Source organism: Pseudomonas serboccidentalis (assembly GCF_028830055.1).
GTDB classification, from domain to species: Bacteria; Pseudomonadota; Gammaproteobacteria; order Pseudomonadales; family Pseudomonadaceae; genus Aquipseudomonas; species Aquipseudomonas serboccidentalis.
On record NZ_CP101655.1, the window covers coordinates 2,787,889 to 2,805,277 of the forward strand.

At 61.2% G+C, this 17,389-nt stretch carries 17 protein-coding genes; 14 read left to right on the forward strand and 3 right to left on the reverse strand.

Going from position 1 to position 17,389, the window contains the following annotated elements:
• The first annotated feature begins 135 nt into the window (after window positions 1-135).
• From NN484_RS12690 to NN484_RS12705, 4 genes are all read left to right on the forward strand, one after another.
• On the forward strand, window positions 136-933 hold the full coding sequence (locus NN484_RS12690; protein WP_007960553.1) for a hydroxymethylpyrimidine/phosphomethylpyrimidine kinase: 798 nt from the start codon (window positions 136-138) through the stop codon (window positions 931-933).
• An 18-nt stretch (window positions 934-951) separates the two neighbouring features.
• Window positions 952-1,575, forward strand: coding sequence for a thiamine phosphate synthase (thiE, locus tag NN484_RS12695; RefSeq protein WP_127651185.1), 624 nt, complete (start codon window positions 952-954; stop codon window positions 1,573-1,575).
• Window positions 1,576-1,589: 14 nt separating this feature from the next.
• Window positions 1,590-2,873, forward strand: a complete 1,284-nt coding sequence (gene hemL, locus NN484_RS12700) for a glutamate-1-semialdehyde 2,1-aminomutase (RefSeq protein ID WP_215502207.1) — start codon at window positions 1,590-1,592, stop codon at window positions 2,871-2,873.
• Between the two features lie 224 nt (window positions 2,874-3,097).
• Window positions 3,098-3,652 (forward strand): tetratricopeptide repeat protein, encoded by a 555-nt coding sequence (locus tag NN484_RS12705; protein WP_047296791.1) that lies wholly within the window; start codon window positions 3,098-3,100, stop codon window positions 3,650-3,652.
• A gap of 106 nt (window positions 3,653-3,758) precedes the next feature.
• Here NN484_RS12705 and NN484_RS12710 read toward each other — a convergent pair whose 3' ends face one another.
• Window positions 3,759-4,088 (reverse strand): DUF1820 family protein, encoded by a 330-nt coding sequence (locus NN484_RS12710; protein ID WP_003185742.1) that lies wholly within the window; start codon window positions 4,086-4,088, stop codon window positions 3,759-3,761.
• Between the two features lie 133 nt (window positions 4,089-4,221).
• On the opposite strand from NN484_RS12710, the gene miaB reads away from it, so the two are divergent.
• The 5 genes from miaB to lnt all read left to right on the forward strand — a co-directional run bounded on the left by miaB (window position 4,222) and on the right by lnt (window position 9,661).
• Complete coding sequence (gene miaB / locus NN484_RS12715; RefSeq protein WP_003228520.1) at window positions 4,222-5,550, forward strand: tRNA (N6-isopentenyl adenosine(37)-C2)-methylthiotransferase MiaB; 1,329 nt, start codon at window positions 4,222-4,224, stop codon at window positions 5,548-5,550.
• A 242-nt stretch (window positions 5,551-5,792) separates the two neighbouring features.
• A complete protein-coding gene (locus NN484_RS12720; protein ID WP_127651187.1) occupies window positions 5,793-6,791 on the forward strand; it encodes a PhoH family protein in 999 nt (332 codons plus the stop codon).
• Window positions 6,784-7,278 carry an rRNA maturation RNase YbeY gene (gene ybeY / locus NN484_RS12725; protein ID WP_127651188.1) on the forward strand — a complete coding sequence of 165 codons (495 nt, stop codon included), beginning with the start codon at window positions 6,784-6,786 and terminating at the stop codon, window positions 7,276-7,278. The genes NN484_RS12720 and ybeY overlap by 8 nt, the downstream gene beginning before the upstream one ends.
• 5 nt (window positions 7,279-7,283) lie before the next feature.
• Window positions 7,284-8,123, forward strand: coding sequence for a CorC family transporter (locus NN484_RS12730; protein ID WP_025108706.1), 840 nt, complete (start codon window positions 7,284-7,286; stop codon window positions 8,121-8,123).
• A 14-nt stretch (window positions 8,124-8,137) separates the two neighbouring features.
• Entirely contained in the window at window positions 8,138-9,661 is a 1,524-nt protein-coding gene (gene lnt, locus NN484_RS12735) for an apolipoprotein N-acyltransferase (protein WP_274659220.1), read from the forward strand.
• An 86-nt stretch (window positions 9,662-9,747) separates the two neighbouring features.
• On the opposite strand, the gene NN484_RS12740 is transcribed toward lnt, so the two are convergent.
• Together NN484_RS12740 and NN484_RS12745 are read right to left on the reverse strand one after the other, a co-directional pair.
• On the reverse strand, window positions 9,748-10,509 hold the full coding sequence (locus tag NN484_RS12740) for a YdcF family protein (RefSeq protein ID WP_274659221.1): 762 nt from the start codon (window positions 10,507-10,509) through the stop codon (window positions 9,748-9,750).
• A gap of 106 nt (window positions 10,510-10,615) precedes the next feature.
• Window positions 10,616-10,939 carry a hypothetical protein gene (locus tag NN484_RS12745; RefSeq protein WP_127651191.1) on the reverse strand — a complete coding sequence of 108 codons (324 nt, stop codon included), beginning with the start codon at window positions 10,937-10,939 and terminating at the stop codon, window positions 10,616-10,618.
• 255 nt (window positions 10,940-11,194) lie between these two features.
• On the opposite strand from NN484_RS12745, the gene leuS reads away from it, so the two are divergent.
• The 5 genes from leuS to NN484_RS12770 all read left to right on the forward strand — a co-directional run bounded on the left by leuS (window position 11,195) and on the right by NN484_RS12770 (window position 17,295).
• Window positions 11,195-13,801 (forward strand): leucine--tRNA ligase, encoded by a 2,607-nt coding sequence (gene leuS, locus NN484_RS12750; protein WP_274659222.1) that lies wholly within the window; start codon window positions 11,195-11,197, stop codon window positions 13,799-13,801.
• An 88-nt stretch (window positions 13,802-13,889) separates the two neighbouring features.
• A complete protein-coding gene (locus NN484_RS12755) occupies window positions 13,890-14,495 on the forward strand; it encodes an LPS-assembly lipoprotein LptE (protein WP_127651193.1) in 606 nt (201 codons plus the stop codon).
• Between the two features lie 39 nt (window positions 14,496-14,534).
• Entirely contained in the window at window positions 14,535-15,572 is a 1,038-nt protein-coding gene (gene holA, locus NN484_RS12760) for a DNA polymerase III subunit delta (protein ID WP_274659223.1), read from the forward strand.
• A 174-nt stretch (window positions 15,573-15,746) separates the two neighbouring features.
• Window positions 15,747-15,911: an alternative ribosome rescue factor ArfA gene (arfA, locus tag NN484_RS12765; protein WP_047296807.1), complete on the forward strand. Its 165-nt coding sequence runs from the start codon at window positions 15,747-15,749 to the stop codon at window positions 15,909-15,911.
• 61 nt (window positions 15,912-15,972) lie between these two features.
• A complete protein-coding gene (locus NN484_RS12770) occupies window positions 15,973-17,295 on the forward strand; it encodes a lytic murein transglycosylase (protein WP_274659224.1) in 1,323 nt (440 codons plus the stop codon).
• Window positions 17,296-17,389: the final 94 nt, after the last annotated feature.

The window sequence follows — 17,389 nt, forward strand, 5'->3', positions numbered from 1 at the left end:
GCGAAGCAGCCCCATTTGATCTTGGTCACCAGCGTTTGCGACTGCTGTGCAGTCGAACGGGGGCAAGCCCCCTCGCCACAATGTATTAACCGTCACGACACCCCAAAAACAGGTTTGGTGGTAAGCTCGCGCACCATGAATATCTACAGCTCCCGCCCCGTTGTCCTCTGTCTCTCCGGCCACGACCCCAGTGGTGGCGCCGGCTTGCAGGCAGATATCGAAGCCCTGCTCGCGCAGGGTTGCCATGCGGCTCCGGCCGTCACCGCCCTGACCGTGCAAGACACCGTCAACGTCACTGACTTCCGCGTCCTCGACCGTGAGTGGGTACTGGCCCAGGCCAATGCCGTGCTCAACGACTCCGAAGTCGCCGCGGTCAAACTGGGCATGCTCGGTTCGCTGGAAATGGTCGACACCGTGGTCGAACTGCTTTCGGCGCACCCGCACCTGCCGGTGGTCTGCGACCCGGTGCTGCGTGCCGGTGGCGGTGGGCGCCTGGGCAAGGACGAAGTCGGTTATGCGATGCGCGAGCGTCTGCTGCCGCTGTCGATCATTGCCACCCCCAACCTGCCGGAAGCGCGGATCCTCGCTGAACTGCCCGAAGGCACCGCGGACGAGTGCGCTGAAAAACTGCTGCCGTTCGTCAAAAACCTGCTGATCACCGGCGGCCATGGCGACGAAACTGAAATCCACAATCGCCTGTACAGCCGTGATGGCCTGCGTGAAACCTTCTATTGCCAGCGTTTGCCAGGCAGTTATCACGGTTCCGGTTGCACCCTGGCCAGCGCCCTCGCCGGTCGTCTGGCCCAAGGTGAAAATCTCGCCAGCGCTGTACGCACGGCACTGGATTACACCTGGCGCACCCTGCGCGATGCCGAACAACTGGGCAAAGGCCAGTTCGTGCCGCGTCGCCTGCCGCTGGATTTTTGCTCGTAACGTCGTGAGGTCTGCCTGATGAAACTACGTGGCCTGTATGCCATCACCGACAGCACACTGCTGGCGGGCAAGTTTCTGTCGTACGTGGAGGCGGCGCTGGAAGGCGGCGTCACCCTGCTGCAATACCGCGACAAAAGCAGCGACGAGGCCCGCCGCCTGCGCGAGGCCGAAGCCCTGCGTGACCTGTGCGAGCGCTACAAGACGCAGTTGATCATCAACGATGACGCCGAGCTGGCCGCGCGCCTGAACGTCGGCGTGCACCTGGGCCAGACCGACGGCCCACTGTCGCCGACCCGCGCTCTGCTCGGCTCCAAGGCCATCATCGGTTCGACCTGCCACGCGCAACTCGAACTGGCCGAACAAGCCGCCAAAGAAGGCGCGAGCTATGTCGCCTTCGGCCGCTTTTTCAACTCCAACACCAAACCCGGCGCACCGAGTTGCAGCCTCGATCTGCTCGACGAGGCCAAACGCACACTGCACCTGCCGATCTGCGCGATTGGCGGCATCACCCTCGACAACGCCGCCCCGTTGGTGGCCCATGGTGTCGACCTGCTGGCGGTTGTCCACGGCTTGTTTGGTGCCCAAAGCACCGCCGAAGTGACCCGCCGCGCCCGCGCCTTCAACGAACTTCTGAAAATCTGATTTGAGAGCCGACCATGTCTCGTTCCGAAACCCTGTTTGCCAATGCCCAGAAACACATTCCCGGAGGCGTGAACTCGCCGGTTCGCGCGTTCAAGAGCGTGGGCGGCACGCCGCTGTTCTTCAAGCATGCCGAAGGCGCCTACGTCACTGACGAAGACGACAAGCGCTATGTGGATTACGTGGGTTCGTGGGGGCCGATGATCCTCGGCCACAGTCACCCGGACGTGCTCGACGCCGTGCGCAATCAACTGCAACACGGTCTGTCCTACGGCGCGCCGACCGCGATGGAAACCGAAATGGCCGATCTGGTCTGCTCGCTGGTGCCATCGATGGACATGGTGCGCATGGTCAGCTCCGGCACCGAAGCGACCATGAGTGCGATCCGCCTGGCCCGTGGCTACACCGGTCGTGACAGCATCATCAAGTTCGAAGGCTGCTACCACGGTCACTCCGACAGCCTGCTGGTCAAGGCCGGCTCCGGCGCACTGACCCAGGGCGTACCGAGCTCTGCCGGTGTGCCAGCCGCATTCGCCAAACACACCCTGACCCTGCCGTTCAACGACATCGACGCCGTTGAGAAGATGCTCGCCGAAGTCGGCCAGGATGTGGCCTGCATCATCGTCGAGCCGGTGGCCGGTAACATGAACTGCGTACCGCCAGCGCCGGGTTTCCTCGAAGGCCTGCGCTCGCTGTGCGACAAGCATGGCGTGGTGCTGATTTTCGACGAAGTGATGACTGGTTTCCGCGTCGCCCTTGGCGGTGCTCAGGCTTACTACGGGGTCAATCCTGACCTGACCACGTTCGGCAAGATCATCGGCGGCGGCATGCCGGTCGGCTGCTTCGGCGGCAAGCGTGAAATCATGGAACGCATCGCGCCGCTGGGCCCGGTGTATCAGGCCGGCACCCTGTCGGGTAATCCGCTGGCGATGGCCGCGGGCTTGACCACCCTGCGCCTGATCAGCCGCCCGGGTTTCCACGCCGAGCTGACCGACTACACCACGCGCCTGCTCGACGGCCTGCAACAACGCGCCGATGCGGCGGGCATTCCGTTCGTCACCACCCAGGCTGGCGGCATGTTCGGTCTGTACTTCAGCGGCGCCGACGACATCGTCACTTTTGAAGACGTAATGGCCAGCGACGCGGCGCTGTTCGGTCGCTTCTTCCACCTGATGCTGGAAGGCGGTGTGTACTTGGCACCGAGCGCGTTCGAAGCCGGTTTCACTTCGATCGCCCACGGCGAAGCCGAGCTGAAAATCACTCTGGACGCTGCCGAGCGCGCCTTCGCTGCACTGAAGTAATGGCCATAACGCTGACGTTGGCCATCGCCAGCGTCAGCTTTCACCTACACCCACGCCGTTTTTCCACGCCTCTGCTAAAAATCCGCCACAAAGTGGGCGATATATTCCCCGTGCAGCAGAAAAACGAGTAAAGACTTTGTAAGGTTGGCCCTGCTTATTTCATAATGCGCGCTTATTGGATCCCTCGATGGGTCCGCGTGCCCTTCAGAGGTAAGTCGATTCCCATGAACCGCACCGGCCGCACCCTTGCCTTGGGCTGCCTGTTGCTCCTTCAGCCCCTGCTCGCGCATGCACAAGCAGGCGGCAACTCGTTGTTGATCCCGGCGATGGGTCGTTGCACCCTCAACACTCAGCCGCAAGACGTCACGCAGGCACTGGCCGCCTGCCAGAAAGCGGCGGACGAAGGGGATGCGCAAGCGCAATACGAGTTGGGTGAGTTCTACTACGACGGCAAGAATGCGCCGCGCGACCTCAATCAAGCCCTGAGCTATTTCGAAAAGGCCTCGTTGCAAGGCCACGCTCAGGCGCAGTTCAAGCTTGGCACCATGTTCTTCCACGGCGAAGGCGTGCAGGCCAACAACATTCAGGCGTACATCGTGCTGAAGATGGCTGCGGTCAACGGCGCTGAAGACGCCCTGGACACCGCCGACGAAGTCTCCGAAAAAATGTCCCGCGAAGACCTCGAAACCGCTACCCAGGTGCTCGGGCAAATTTTCCGTAAATACCTGATGGAACTGCAGAACGCCGATGGGCGTACGCCGTTCTCGCCTCTTCCCTGATTTCTGCGCCGACCTTTCTGACCCCATCGCGAGCAGGCTCACTCCTACAGGTGATCTTCTTGTAGGAGTGAGCCTGCTCGCGAATGGTGCGACTCGGTTTGGCGGCTTACTTCTCAGGCATCGGCATCGGAAACGGCATCACATTGCCGACCGCACCACGGGCTTCGCTGATTTTCGGGGTACCCAGACGTTCCACCTCGTCGATGCGCACGATCGAATGCATCGGCACAAAGCTGCGCACCACGCCTTCGAACTGCGCCTTGAGCTTCTCTTCGCTCGGATCGACGACCACTTGCGTGCGCTCGCCAAAGACGAACTCTTCCACTTCCAGGAAGCCCCACAGATCACTTTGATAGATCTGCTTGGCGTACATTTCGAACACCTGGCCCTGGTTGAGGAAAATCACCTTATAGATTGGAGCTTCGCGTTTGGTCATGGCGGGGGGATAACATCGGGGATAAAAATGAGGGCGCAAACTATAGCATAGCCACCGGACGCGCAGCGGTAGGAACCTGAGGGCTTGTTCCCTATAATGCGCGGTTCTTTGAATCACGTGACGACCCTACTCCATGGCCAAGAAGCTTTACATCGAAACCCACGGTTGCCAGATGAACGAGTACGACAGCTCGCGCATGGTCGATCTGCTGGGCGAACATCAGGCCCTGGAAGTCACGGCTCGCGCGGAAGACGCCGACGTGATTCTGCTCAACACCTGCTCGATCCGCGAACGCGCCCAGGACCGGGTGTACTCGCAGCTCGGCCGCTGGCGCGAACTGAAGCTGGCCAACCCGGACATGGTCATCGCCGTCGGCGGTTGCGTGGCCAGCCAGGAAGGTGCGGCGATCCGTGATCGCGCGCCGTACGTCGACGTGGTCTTCGGCCCGCAGACCCTGCACCGCCTGCCGGAAATGATCGACGCCGCGCGCAGCAGCAAGCTGCCGCAAGTTGACGTCTCGTTCCCGGAAATCGAAAAGTTCGACCACTTGCCCGAACCGCGCATCGATGGCCCGAGCGCCTACGTGTCGGTGATGGAAGGCTGCAGCAAGTACTGCACGTTCTGCGTGGTGCCTTACACCCGTGGCGAGGAAGTCAGCCGGCCGTTCGACGACGTGATCGCCGAGATCATCCACCTCGCCGAAAACGGCGTGCGTGAAGTGACCCTGCTGGGGCAGAACGTCAACGGCTATCGCGGCTTGACCCATGACGGTCGTCTGGCCGACCTGGCCGAATTGATCCGTGTGGTGGCCGCCGTTGATGGCATCGACCGCATCCGCTACACCACCTCGCACCCGCTGGAGTTCTCCGACAGCCTGATCCAGGCCCACGCCGAAGTGCCGGAGCTGGTGAAACACCTGCACTTGCCGGTGCAATCGGGTTCGGACCGGATTCTGGCGGCGATGAAGCGCAACCACACGGCGCTGGAGTACAAATCCAAGCTGCGCAAACTGCGCGCCGCCGTGCCGGGCATCTGCATCAGCTCGGACTTCATCGTCGGCTTCCCCGGCGAGACCGAGAAAGACTTCGAACAGACCATGAAGCTGATTGCCGATGTCGGCTTCGACTTCTCCTACTCGTTCGTCTACAGCCAGCGCCCGGGCACGCCGGCGGCCGATCTGGCCGATGACACCCCGGAAGAGCTGAAGAAAGAACGCCTGAACGCTTTGCAGCACCGTTTGAATCAGCAAGGGTTCGAGATCAGCCGACAAATGGTCGGCTCGATCCAGCGCATTCTGGTCACCGACTACTCGAAAAAAGACCCGGGCGAGCTGCAAGGGCGCACCGAGAATAATCGTATCGTCAACTTCCGCTGCGATAATCCGACCCTGATCGGCCAGTTCGCCGACGTGCACATCGACGCGGCGCAACCGCACTCGCTGCGCGGCTCGCTGGTCCAGTAACAAAAGGCGATGTAGAGCCTTTGTGGCGAGGGGGCTTGCCCCCCCGTTCGGCTGCGCAGCAGTCGCAAGATAGCGGGAGCGCTGCGCACTCCAACGGGGGCAAGCCCCCTCGCCACAGTCCCCACCTCTAACCAGAGAGAAAGAGCTCCAAACCGGCAGGGATATTTAAGAGCTTTCGCACCCACGCCACTGGCGTTATCCTTGATTTCATCTTAATTGCCCCAGGGCGGCTAAATACGACCTTGAACGCACCCATAGAACCACATCGTTTTATCCTCGAGCCCTTTGAGGCTCGCCGCTTCGCCAATCTGTGCGGGCAATTCGACGAGCATCTGCGCTTGATCGAACAGCGCCTGGCCATCGAGATCCGCAACCGCGGAAACCAGTTCGAACTGATCGGCGAACCCAAGCACACCACGTCTGCGGAAAACCTGCTGCGCCGCCTGTACCGGGAAACCAAGGGTACCGAGCTGTCGCCGGATCTCGTGCATCTGTTCCTGCAGGAATCGGCCGTCGTCGAGTTGGACAATCACGCCCCCGCCGAAGCTTCCGTCGCCCTGCGCACCAAGAAAGGCATGATTCGCCCACGCGGCTTGAATCAATTGCGCTACGTGAAGGAAATCCTCGGTAACGACATCAACTTCGGCATCGGTCCGGCCGGTACCGGCAAGACTTATCTGGCCGTGGCCTGCGCGGTCGATGCCTTGGAGCGCGAGCAGATCCGCCGCATCCTGCTGGTGCGTCCAGCGGTTGAAGCCGGTGAAAAACTCGGCTTCCTGCCCGGCGACCTCGCCCAGAAGATCGACCCGTACCTGCGTCCGCTCTACGACGCACTCTACGAAATGCTCGGCTTCGAATACGTGGCCAAGCTGATCGAGCGCCAGGTGATCGAAGTCGCACCGCTGGCCTACATGCGCGGTCGTACGCTGAACAACAGCTTCATCATTCTTGACGAAAGCCAGAACACTACCGTCGAGCAGATGAAGATGTTTCTGACCCGGATCGGCTTCGGTTCCACTGCGGTCATCACCGGTGACATCACCCAGGTCGACCTGCCGCGCGGCACCAAGTCCGGTCTGCATCATGTGATCGAAGTGCTCAAGGACGTTCCCGGCATCAGCTTCACGCACTTCCAGCCCAAAGACGTCGTGCGCCACCCATTGGTGCAGCGGATCGTCGAAGCCTACGAGCGCTTCGAAAGCCGCGCCGATGCACCCAAGGAACCCTCGCGCGATGCTTGAGCTGGATCTGCAAATCGCTACCGAAGCGAGCGCCCCAAGCGAAGCCGAGTTCCGCCAATGGTGCGAACTGGCCCTGCGCCAGCGCACCGCCGACTCGGAAATGACCATTCGTCTGGTCGATGAGGAAGAAGGTCGTGAGCTCAATCACACCTGGCGCCACAAGGATTACGCCACCAACGTCCTGTCGTTCCCGGCCGAAGTACCCGACGAGTTTCTCGACATCCCGCTGCTCGGCGATCTGGTGATCTGCGTGGCCGTGGTCGAGCGCGAAGCCGCCGAACAGGGCAAGGAACTTAAAGCACACTGGGCACATCTGGTCATTCACGGCTGCTTGCATCTACTCGGTTACGACCATATAGATGACGACGAAGCCGAAGAAATGGAAGCACTGGAACGCGAGTTGCTTGCCGAATTGGGCTATCCCGATCCGTACGCGGACGACGAAACCGAAACATCCCCTATCGTTACGACAAAGGATTCAGAGTAATCGCTATGAGCGAAGATCGATCGAGCAACGGGCAGAAGTCATGGCTGGGTAAACTGACCCAGGCTTTTGCCCACGAGCCGAAGAACCGTCAGGAGCTGCTTGAGCTGCTGCGTGATGCACATCAGAACAAACTGCTGGACAGCGAAGCGCTGGCCATCGTCGAAGGCGCCATTCAGGTGGCTGACCTGCAAGTACGCGACATCATGGTCCCGCGCTCGCAGATGATCAGCATCAAGGCGACCCAGACCCCTCGTGAATTCCTGCCCGCCGTGCTCGACTCGGCCCACTCGCGCTACCCGGTCATTGGCGAAAGCCACGACGACGTGATGGGCGTGCTGCTGGCCAAGGACCTGTTGCCGCTGATCCTCAAGGAGAACGGCGACACCTTCAACATCAAGGACCTGCTGCGCCCGGCCACCTTCGTGCCGGAGTCCAAGCGTCTGAACGTGTTGCTGCGTGAGTTCCGCGCCAACCATAACCACATGGCCATCGTCATCGACGAATACGGCGGCGTGGCCGGTCTGGTGACGATCGAAGACGTGCTGGAACAGATCGTCGGCGACATCGAAGACGAACACGACGTCGAAGAAGACAGCTACATCAAGCCGCTGCCCAGCGGTGACTTCCTGATCAAGGCGCTGACGCCGATCGAGAACTTCAACGAGTTTTTCGACAGCGAATTCTCCGACGACGAGTTCGACACGGTCGGCGGCCTGGTGATGAGCGCGTTCGGGCACTTGCCAAAACGCAACGAAATCACTGAAATCGGCGCCTATCGTTTCCGCATCCTGAACGCCGACAGTCGTCGGATTCATTTGCTGCGACTGACGCCAATTGCTCGTTAATTCTAAGGACTGAAATGCGCTGGACAACCCGCCCCGGCTGGCCCGGTAATCTGCTGGCCGTGGCGGCCGGTGCAATCACCACCTTCGCTCTCGCGCCGTTCAACATCTGGCCGCTGGCTCTGCTGGCGGTCGGCTTGTTCTATGCCGGTTTGCGCGAGCTGAGCCCGCGTCAGGCGCTGGGCCGTGGCTGGTGCTTCGGTTTCGGCCTGTTTGGCGCCGGCACCAGCTGGATCTATTACAGCATCCACCATTTCGGTGGCGCATCCGTGCTGCTGGCTGGGTTCCTGATGCTGCTGTTTACCGCAGCGATCGCGTTTTTCTTCGCCCTGCCCGCATGGGTCTGGGCGCGCTGGCTACGCCGCAACGAGGCACCGCTGGCCGACGCGCTGGCGTTCGCTGCGTTGTGGGTAGGCCAGGAAGCGTTTCGCGGCTGGTTCCTCACCGGCTTCCCGTGGCTCTACTCCGGTTACAGCCAACTCGACGGCCCGCTGTCCGGGCTGGCACCGGTCGGCGGCATGTGGCTGGTGTCCTTCGTATTGGCCCTGACCGCGGCACTGATCTACAACGCACCTCGCCTGCTGAGCAGCGGTCGCAAAGGCTTTATCGCCGCGGGCCTGCTGTTGCTGGTCGGGCCGTGGGTCGCCGGCATTGCCCTCAAGGGCCACGCCTGGACCAGTCCGTCCGGTCCGGCTCTGAGCGTTGCCGCTATTCAGGGCAACGTCGAACAAAGCATGAAGTGGGACCCGGCGCAGCTCAACGCGCAACTGGCGTTGTACCGCGACCTGAGTTTGCACTCCAAGCGGGTGGACCTGCTGATCTGGCCGGAAACCGCCGTGCCGGTACTCAAGGAGTCCGCCGAGGGCTACCTGAACATGATGGGCACCTTCGCCGCCGAGCGTAAATCGGCGCTGATCACCGGTGTGCCAATCCGCGAGATGGTCCACCACGAAAAACGCTTCTTCAACGGCATCACCGTGGTCGGCGAAGGCGATGGCACCTACCTCAAGCAGAAACTGGTGCCGTTCGGCGAATACGTGCCGTTGCAGGATCTGTTGCGCGGTTTGATCGCATTCTTCGACTTGCCGATGTCCGACTTCGCTCGCGGCCCCGCGGATCAGCCATTGCTGCAGGCCAAGGGTTACCAGATTGCGCCGTTCATCTGTTACGAAGTGGTGTACCCGGAGTTCGCTGCCGGCCTGTCGGCACGCAGTGATCTGCTGCTGACGATCAGCAACGACACCTGGTTCGGCACCTCGATCGGGCCGCTGCAACACCTGCAGATGGCGCAGATGCGCGCACTTGAAGCGGGCCGCTGGATGATCCGCGCCACCAACAACGGCGTGACCGGGCTGATCAACCCGTTCGGGCAGATCACCGAGCAGATCCCACAGTTCGAGCAGGGCATCCTGTATGGCGAAGTGGTGCCGATGCACAACCTGACGCCGTACCTGCAATGGCGCTCGTGGCCGCTGATCATCGTCTGCGTGCTGCTGTTTGGCTGGGCACTGATGGCGAGCCGGATGTCGAAAACCCTTTAAAAGCAAAGATCGCAGCCTTCGGCAATTCCTACAGAAGCATCACACATCCTCTGTAGGAGCTGCCGAAAGCTGCAATCTTTTGATCTTCAGCGGTAAAAAAGCGAATACCCCACCTGCCCCACCGCCTCATTCAGCAACTGCCCGCTCTGCCAGATCGACTTGAACTCCGGCAGCCAGCCACCGAACGGTCGCGCATTATCGGTCCCGAGGAACCCTACAGGCGCCGGCACCACTTCGAATCCTGCCTGCTGAAAACACCACACAGCGCGTGGCATGTGCCAGGCCTGCGTTACCACCACGACGCGCTTGATGCCTTGGGGTAACAAGATGTCGGCGCTGAATTTGGCATTCTCCCAGGTAGTACGGCTTTCACCTTCCTGCCAGCGCGTGGTCACGCCGAAATCATCGAGCAGCGAATCGGCCATCAGCTTCGCCTCGGTCGGCGGCGTGCCGTAATGCAAACCGCCGCTGGTCAGGATCGGCAGCCCGGACGCCTTGGTCAGCCGCGCGGCATAGCGCTGACGCTCCAGCCCCACGCCCGTCGGCTGATCCTCGCCCCAGGCCAGATCGCCACGCTCACGGCCAGAACCCAGCACCACGATGGCATCGGCCCGCTGCGCCAGCGCCGTCCACGCATCACGAGGCAGCGGCGGTTCACGCTCCAGCGCTTTGGCACCCCACTGCACGACCACCGGCAGGCTCATCAGCCAGAAACCACCCAGCCCCATGGCAAAACACAGGCCGGCCAGCCGCGGCCGGGAGCGGCGCAGCCACCACGCAACCAGCAACAGCAGCAAAAGAATGCCAGGCGGCAATAAAAGTTGTTTGATGAAATAACGAAAAGGCATCGGGGCATCTCCAGAGATGCCCGAAGCCTAAGAGTGTTAATAAAGCGTTACAACCGGTAGGGTCGGATCGCGTTGAAAAAGATCCGTTTTTTGACCTGCCATGCGTTTACTTGGCCTGTACAGAACGAACCTTGACGGTGTCTCTGCCGGGCGCCTTGTCCTTGAGCCAGATGACCTTGGCTGAATGTGCTGCATCGAGCTGTTTCACTGCCTGCGACAGGTATCCATGCGTTTCACGCTCACTGCGATCCAGATAGGCCTTGACCAGTTTGAACTCGGCGGGACTCAAGCCACGCAATTCCAGTTCCAAGGGGCGCTCATCGCGCAGCCGGCCAGCGGTTTTGGCAGCGTCCAGAGCCATGCCCAGACGATCCATCAACCGTTCGTACAACTCGGGTTTCGTCACGTTTTTTTGCCGTTGCTCCACCATCCCTCACCTCATTGAAGATAAGACTCACTCCCCAATAAGAGCTTAGCTTCGCTGCACAAACCGGCTGCACGCCGCGACCAACGGCCCTCGCCATGTTTTTGACCGGCCAAACAGCTGTAATCAGGGTTTCCCTAGGCCAAGCGCGGTCATGTATGCTACGGCGCTTCCTGTAATTCCACTTCCAGCTCGTCCGGATCATCCCCGGATGGCGCGTTGAAGAGGATTAGGCCACCCCTATCCAGTACAAAAGTAGCCATGCACGAACAATATCAGCCCCGTGAAATCGAAGCCGCCGCCCAGTCGTTCTGGGACGAGCAAAAGTCCTTTGAAGTCAGTGAACAGCCAGGCAAGGAGACCTACTACTGCCTGTCGATGTTCCCTTACCCCAGCGGCAAGCTACACATGGGGCACGTGCGCAACTACACCATCGGCGACGTGATCTCCCGCTACCAGCGCATGCAAGGCAAGAACGTCCTGCAACCGATGGGTTGGGACGCCTTCGGCATGCCGGCGGAAAACGCCGCGATGAAGAACAACGTGGCGCCCGCCAAGTGGACCTACGAAAACATCGCCTACATGAAGTCCCAGCTGCGCAGCCTGGGCCTGGCGGTGGACTGGTCCCGTGAAGTGACCACCTGCAAGCCAGACTACTACCGCTGGGAACAATGGCTGTTCACTCGCCTGTTCGAAAAAGGCGTGATCTACCGCAAGAACGGCACCGTGAACTGGGACCCGGTCGACCAGACCGTGCTGGCCAACGAACAGGTGATCGACGGTCGCGGCTGGCGTTCCGGCGCGCTGATCGAAAAGCGCGAAATCCCGATGTACTACTTCAAGATCACCGCTTACGCGGATGAGCTGCTGGAGAGCCTCGACGAACTGACTGGCTGGCCTGAACAGGTCAAGACCATGCAGCGCAACTGGATTGGCAAATCCCGCGGCATGGAAGTGCAGTTCCCGTACAACGTCGACTCGATCGGCGAAGAAGGCACCCTCAAAGTCTTCACTACCCGTCCGGACACCCTGATGGGCGCGACCTACGTTGCCGTCGCCGCCGAGCACCACCTGGCCAGCCTCGCGGCGCAGAACAACCCTGAGCTGCAAGCGTTCATCGCTGAATGCAAGGGCGGCAGCGTGGCCGAAGCCGATGTCGCCACTCAAGAGAAGAAAGGCCTGCCGACCGGCCTGTTCGTCGAGCACCCGCTGACCGGCGAAAAACTGCCGGTGTGGGTCGCCAACTACGTGCTGATGCATTACGGCGACGGCGCCGTGATGGCAGTACCGGCTCACGACGAGCGCGATTTCGAATTCGCTCACAAGTACAACCTGCCGGTGAAGTCGGTGGTGCGTACCAGCTCCGGCGACACCAACCCGGCCCCGTGGCAAGACGCTTACGGCGAGCACGGTACGCTGATCAACTCCGGCGAATTCGACGGCCTGGACTTCACCGGCGCGTTCGACGCCATGGAAGTCGCCCTGATCAAGAAAAACCTCGGTGCCTCGCGCACCCAGTTCCGCCTGCGCGACTGGGGCATCAGCCGTCAGCGCTACTGGGGCTGCCCGATCCCGATCATCCACTGCACCACTTGCGGTGACGTGCCGGTGCCGGAAGACCAGTTGCCGGTGGTGCTGCCGGAAGACGTGGTGCCGGACGGCGCTGGTTCGCCGCTGGCACGCATGCCGGAATTCTACGAGTGCAGCTGCCCGAAATGCGGCCAGCCGGCCAAGCGTGAAACCGACACCATGGACACCTTCGTCGAGTCCTCGTGGTACTACGCCCGCTACGCCTCGCCGCACTTCGAAGGTGGCCTGGTGGAAAAATCCGCAGCCGACCACTGGCTGCCGGTGGATCAGTACATCGGCGGTATCGAGCACGCCATTCTCCACCTGCTGTACGCGCGCTTCTTCCACAAGCTGATGCGCGACGAAGGCCTGGTGAGCTCCAACGAGCCGTTCAAGAACCTGCTGACCCAAGGCATGGTGATCGCCGAGACCTACTACCGTCGCGAAGCCAATGGTGCCTACACCTGGTTCAACCCGGCGGACGTGGAACTGGAGCGTGACAGCAAGGCCAAGGTCATCAGCGCCAAACTGAAAACCGACGGCTTGCCGGTGGAAATCGGTGGCACCGAAAAAATGGCCAAGTCGAAGAACAACGGCGTCGACCCACAGTCGATGATCGATCAGTTCGGCGCCGACACCTGCCGCCTGTTCATGATGTTCGCCTCGCCGCCAGACATGAGCGCCGAATGGTCCGACTCCGGCGTTGAAGGCTCGCACCGCTTCCTCAAGCGCGTCTGGCGTCTGGCGCAGGCCCACGTGACTCAGGGCCTGCCGGGCAAACTGGACATCGCCGGCCTTAACGACGAGCAGAAAGCCGTTCGCCGCGCCATCCACCTGGCCATCAAGCAGGCCAGCCACGACGTCGGCCAGAACCACAAATTCAACACTGCCATCGCTCAGGTGATGACGCTGATGAACGTGCTGGAGAAAGCTGCGCAAGCTACCGAACAGGATCGCGCGCTGATTCACGAAGGCCTGGAAGCCGTCACGCTGCTGCTGGCCCCGATCACGCCGCACATCAGCCACGAGCTGTGGAAGCAACTGGGTCATGCCAACGCCGTGATCGATGCCGGATGGCCAGCGGTCGATGAAAGCGCCCTGGTACAGGACAGCCTGCAACTGGTCATTCAAGTCAATGGCAAGCTGCGCGGCCAGATCGACATGCCGGCCAGCGCGACGCGCGAAGAAGTCGAAGCGGCGGCCCGTGCCAACGAAAACGTCCTGCGTTTCGTCGACGGTCTGACCATTCGCAAAGTGATCGTCGTACCAGGCAAACTGGTCAACATCGTCGCCAGCTAAATTGGATTGAGCGCCCGGTCTGCCTGGCGCTCTGTAAAACCTTTCGGGCCGCAGGGTCGGCCCACATGGTTTCAAGGGGAGCAACACAATGATCAAACGCAATCTGCTGGTGATGGGCCTGGCTGTTCTGCTGAGCGCCTGCGGTTTCCAGCTGCGTGGCACCGGCACCAACGAACTGACGATCAAGGAACTTGATCTGGGCGCCCGCAACGCCTATGGCGAGACTGTCACCCAACTGCGTCAAGTGCTCGAGTCCAGCGGCGTCAAGGTTTACAACGGTGCACCGTACAAGCTGTACCTGTCTGACGAGCAGGAAAGCCAGCGTATCCTCAGCTACGCCGGCGCTGGCCGTACTGGCGAGTATCAGGTCAACACCGTTCTGAACTACGACATCGTCGGCGAACACAACCTGAATCTGCTGAGCGACAAGCTCGAAGTGCAGAAAGTGTTCATTCACGACGGCAACAACCTCGTCGGCTCCGATCAGGAAGCCAACGACGCCCGTCGCGAAACCCGTCGCGAGCTGGTTCAGCGCATGATGCTGCGCCTGCAACAGCTGACTCCAGGCCAACTGCAGCAATTGCAGCAAGCAGCCAACGACCGGGCAAGAGCCGAAGCCGATGCGCTGAAGGCGGCACAGAAGGCTGAAGCGGAAACCCCGCGTCAGTCGCCGCTCGAAGTACCGCAGCAGTAAGACGTACGGGGCGCTCAGGCGCCCCGTTCGCCCCTTCTTATGAAGCTCGCTCCCGCTCAACTCGGCAAACACCTGCAAGGCGCGCTTGCGCCCGTCTATATCATCAGTGGCGATGACCCGCTGCTGTGCCAGGAAGCTGCCGACGCCATCCGCAGTGCTGCCCGCCAGCAAGGTTTCGACGAACGCCAAGTGTTCGCCGCCGACGCCAATTTCGATTGGGGTACGTTGCTGCAGGCCGGTGCCAGCATGTCGCTGTTTGCCGAAAAACGTCTGCTGGAACTGCGCCTGCCTTCGGGAAAGCCCGGTGACAAGGGCGCTGCCGCACTGATCGAATACTGCTCGCGCCCCGCCGAAGACACGGTGCTGCTGATCAGCCTGCCCAAGCTCGATGGCAGCGCACAGAAGACCAAGTGGGGCAAGGCGCTGGTCGAAGGTCAGCAGACCCAGTTCATCCAGATCTGGCCGGTGGACGCCAATCAGCTACCGAGCTGGATTCGTCAACGTCTGTCGCAGGCCGGGTTATCCGCCAGTCAGGACGCCGTCGAACTGATTGCCGCCCGCGTCGAGGGCAACCTGCTCGCCGCCGCGCAGGAAATCGAAAAGCTCAAGCTGATGGCCGAAGGTGGACAGCTCACCGTCGAAACCGTGCAGGCCGCAGTGGCCGACAGTGCCCGCTTCGATGTGTTCGGCCTGACCGACGCCGTGCTCAACGGCGAACCGGCCCATGCGCTGCGCATGCTCGAAGGCCTGCGCGGTGAAGGCGTCGAGCCACCGGTGATTCTCTGGGCGCTGGCGCGGGAGTTGCGCCTGTTGGCCAATATCTCATTGCAATACAGCCAGGGCACACCGCTGGACAAGTGCTTCAGCCAGTCGAAGCCACCGGTCTGGGACAAGCGCAAACCGCTGATGAGCAAGGCCTTGCAACGCTACTCGGCGCAACGCTGGGCGCAATTGCTGCTCGAAGCCCAGCGCATCGATGCGCAAATCAAGGGCCAGGCCGCCGGTTCGCCGTGGATGAGCCTGAGCCGATTGGCGTTGTTGATGGCTGGCCAACGCCTGTCATTGCCTGCCGAATAAGCTCAAAAGATCGCAGCCTCCGGCAGCTCCTACACTAATCCCTGTAGGAGCTGCGGCACGCTGCGATCTTTTGATCTTGTTTTCCTACAAAAAAACCTGCATTTGCCCTATAGACAGACGCCCGACATCGGCAGATTATTTTCCGCGCAACCCCCACCCATCGAGAGATCCATCATGAGCAAAAAGCCATCAAAACATGGCCCGAACAAGGCCAAATCCATCGTCGCCCAACCCCTGTTCCGCAGCCGCCAGGAACGACCAAGCAAGGGCAAAGGCAGCTACCGTCGCGAAGCCTTCCAGTCTGACAGCTGGGAGGCTTCTTACTTTCTGGCTGCCTGAAGCGCAGTACCCCTCGCTCATGTTAAGGTCTGCACCTGATTCGTATTCCCTGGAACTGTGCATGCCCTTCAGTCTTTCCCGTCGTTGGCCCATTCGCCAACTGATCGCTGCCTCCAGCTTCATTCTGCTTGTCGCCTGTGCGGAAAAACCGACCGCCGCCGATGCGCAACCGTTACAGACCGCCCCTGCAGTCACCGCCCCGGCCATCATCCCGCCGGTAGTGCCATCAGGTGACAATCTCGATATCCAGCCGACCCAGACCTTCGCCGAATGGCAGGCAGGTTTCCGCAAAGATGCGCTGGCAGCCGGGATCCGCGCTGACCTGTTCGATCGCGCCTTTGCCAATGTCAGCTTCGATGCCAGTGTTATCAAAGCCGACCGCAGTCAGCCGGAATTCTCTCGCCCGGTGTGGGAATACCTCGATGGTGCCCTGTCGCCGCTGCGGGTGCGCAAGGGCCAGGCGCTGATCAGTCAGTACGCCGACATCCTGCAAAGCATCGAGCAGCGTTATGGCGTCGACCGTCAGGCGCTGGTATCGGTGTGGGGCATGGAAAGCAATTTCGGCCAGTTCCAGGGCACCAAGTCAGTGATCAACTCGCTGGCGACCCTGGCCTACGAAGGCCGTCGCCCGGGCTTTGCCCATGCACAACTGATCGCGGCGCTGCAGATCCTGCAACAAGGCGATATCACCCCGGAGAAGATGTTGGGCTCGTGGGCCGGCGCGATGGGCCAGACCCAGTTCATTCCGACCACCTACAACACCCATGCCGTGGACTTCGACGGTGACGGTCGCCGCGACATCTGGGGCAGCCCCGCCGATGCGCTGGCGTCCACCGCGCACTACCTGCAAAGCTCCGGCTGGCAGCGCGGTCAGCCGTGGGGCTTCGAAGTGCAACTGCCGAGCGGTTTCAATTACACCCTGGCCGATGGCGCGATTCGCAAGAGCGTTGCCGAATGGCGTCAATTGGGCGTGATCCTGCCCAATGGCGGTCAGGCCCCGGCCGGTTCGGAACAGCTCTCCGCGGCCCTGCTGCTGCCGGCCGGCTATCGCGGCCCGGCGTTCCTGATCCTCGACAACTTCCGGGCGATCCTCAAGTACAACAACTCGTCGTCCTATGCATTGGCGGTGAGCCTGCTGTCCGAACGTTTCAACGGTGGTGGGCTGATCAATGGCACCTGGCCAAAAGATGATCTGCCATTGAGCCGCACCGAGCGCATCGAACTGCAGACCCTGCTGAGTGCGCGCAATTACGATGCAGGCACGGCGGACGGGATCATCGGTGCAAATACGCGTAAAGCGATTCGCAGTGCACAGCAGGCGTTTGGCTGGCCGGCGGACGGGTATCCGACGCATAAGCTGCTTGAGAGCCTGCGGACCCAATAAAGCAAAAATCAAAAGATCGCAGCCTTCGGCAGCTCCTACACGGGATTGATGTTTACCCTGTAGGAGCTGCCGAAGGCTGCGATCTTTTTGCTTC